This window comes from Aeromicrobium sp. (genome assembly GCF_014378035.1).
Lineage (GTDB): Bacteria > Actinomycetota > Actinomycetes > Propionibacteriales > Nocardioidaceae > Aeromicrobium.
In genome coordinates this window covers 1-2,070 of record NZ_JACMOM010000016.1, presented here as the reverse complement: position 1 = coordinate 2,070, position 2,070 = coordinate 1, and the positions used below count along the sequence as shown (strand labels likewise).

General features: G+C 70.0%; 2 protein-coding genes. One reads left to right on the top strand and one right to left on the bottom strand.

What is annotated here, in order from left to right:
• Positions 1–1,365, top strand: a 1,365-nt coding sequence (locus H7290_RS00970; protein ID WP_290512147.1) for a hypothetical protein, incomplete at its 5' end; no start/stop codon positions are given.
• On the opposite strand, the gene H7290_RS00965 is transcribed toward H7290_RS00970, so the two are convergent.
• Positions 1,315–2,070 (bottom strand): decaprenylphospho-beta-D-erythro-pentofuranosid-2-ulose 2-reductase (locus H7290_RS00965; protein ID WP_290512146.1); only part of this gene is annotated, 756 nt, incomplete at its 5' end. The genes H7290_RS00970 and H7290_RS00965 overlap by 51 nt on opposite strands.

Here is a 2,070-nt window from a genome sequence, read left to right as displayed (position 1 = left end):
CTGGTGCTCGGGCAGTGGCCGCTACTGATGGCGTGTGCTGGCTTTCCGTGGCTCATCCATGCCCTCCACGACAGAGGGGGGGCGCGGTGGTCCGTCGTGACGGTGGCGCTCGCGGCCACGGCCCTGACGCCGGCCTCCGGAGTCATGGGTGCTGTGCTGGGTGTGGTCGCCGCCGGGCGCAGGGGGCTGGTCCGGGTCGTGCTCCTCGCAGCCGTGCTGAATGGTCCATGGATCGTCGCGGGTCTTCGGCACGTCTCGATCGCGAGATCCGATCCTGCCGCGGTGGGGTTGTTCGACGTCCAGGACGAGGGCTTCTTCGGACGGTTCGGGTCTGCGCTGACCCTTGGGGGAATCTGGAACCTCGACGTCGTGCCGACCTCGCGGACCCTGCTGATCTCCGTCGTGCTCGCCCTCGTCATGGCGGCCGTGATGGTGCTGGGTCTCGTCACGCTGTGGCGTGATGACGACCGTCGGCTGCTTGCGGTTCTGGGCGTCGCAGGCGTCATCGGGCTGGCCGTCGCGCTGTCGGGGTGGCTGGCCCCCGACCAGATGGCACGGGTCGTTGCCGAGGTGCCCGCAGGCGGGCTGATCCGCGACGGAACCCGCTGGCTGGCGCTGCTCGTCCCGCTCGAGGCGGTGGCGTTCGGTGCGGGTGTCCATGCCGCGTTCACCAGGTTCGAGCTCACATCGTGGCAGGCGCCGGTGACGGTGCTCGCACTCATCCTTCCGCTGGCTGCCCTGCCGGACCTGGCATGGGGAGTCGGCGGGCGGCTCGAGCCGGTGTCCTATCCCGCGTCGTGGGCCGACACCCGGCGAATCATCACCAAGACCAGCACGACGGGCGACATGCTGGTTCTGCCGTTCACTGCCTATCGGGCTCCCGCGTGGAACAACGGCACGCCCGTGCTCGACCCCGCAGGGCGTTATTTCGACCGCACCACCGTGACGAACGACGACCTCGAGGTGTCGGGCCAGCAGATCGCGGGCGAGGACCCGCGTGCTGCTGCCGTGCAGAAGATCCTTCGGAGCACCGTGGTGAACAGTGGCGATCGGCTCGAGGCCCTGCGTCGCGAGGGCATCGGTCTGGTCGTGGTCGAGACTGATACTGCTGGCGCCCCGCAGGCACTCGAACAGGTCAAGGGTGCACCCGAGCTCACGGTGGGGGGTGAGGGCATGAGGCTGTTCGCGATCGAGGGAGCCCGCTCCGAGCCGATCACGCGGGAGGACAGGCGGGTCATGACCCTGGTGTGGGCGGTCACGGGCATCGCGCTGATGATCGGTCTTGCCTCGTTGATGCGGTCGGGCGTCCGCCGCCTACACCGGAAGCCGGCGGAACACGGACCTCGGCAGATGCCGAAGCCCTGACATGACCGCGCGCAGCGTTCCGGGTACCCAGATCTGCTCCTTGCCGTCGCGCACGGCGGCGACGACTGAAGCGGCCACAGCCTCGGGCGTCGTGGCCAGGGGGGCCGCGTCGAAGCCCTCGGTCATCTTGGAGTGCACGAACCCGGGCCGCACGACCAGCACACGGCCGCCCAGCTCGCGCAGCGCCTCGCCGAGCCCGGTGTAGAAGGCGTCCATGCCGGCCTTGGTCGAGCCATACACGAAGTTGGACCGTCGGGGTCGCTCACCGGCGACGCTCGACAGTGCGACGACGACACCGTGGCCCTGGGCCCGGATCCTGGCGCCCAGCGCGACACCGGTCGTGACGGCGCCGACGTAGTTGACCGCTGCCAACTCGCGCGCGGCCTCGACGTCGGTCCAGGCCTGCTCGGCGTCTCCGAGCAGACCGAATGCCACGACGGCGATGTCGATGTCGCTGTCGACCCGCTCGATCACGCTGGCGTGCGACGCAGTGTCCAGCGCGTCGAAGTCGATACCGTCGACGACGCAGCCCCGGTCCTCAAGCCGGCGTAAGGCGGCGTCGCGTCGTTCGCCCGGACGGGCGGCGAGCGTGACACGCAGGCCCGGCGACGGTGCGGCGAATGCCTCGGCGATCGCGAGGGCGATGTCGGACGTCCCGCCGAGGAGCAGCAGGTGCCGGGGGATGCCGAGGGCATTGATCATGGG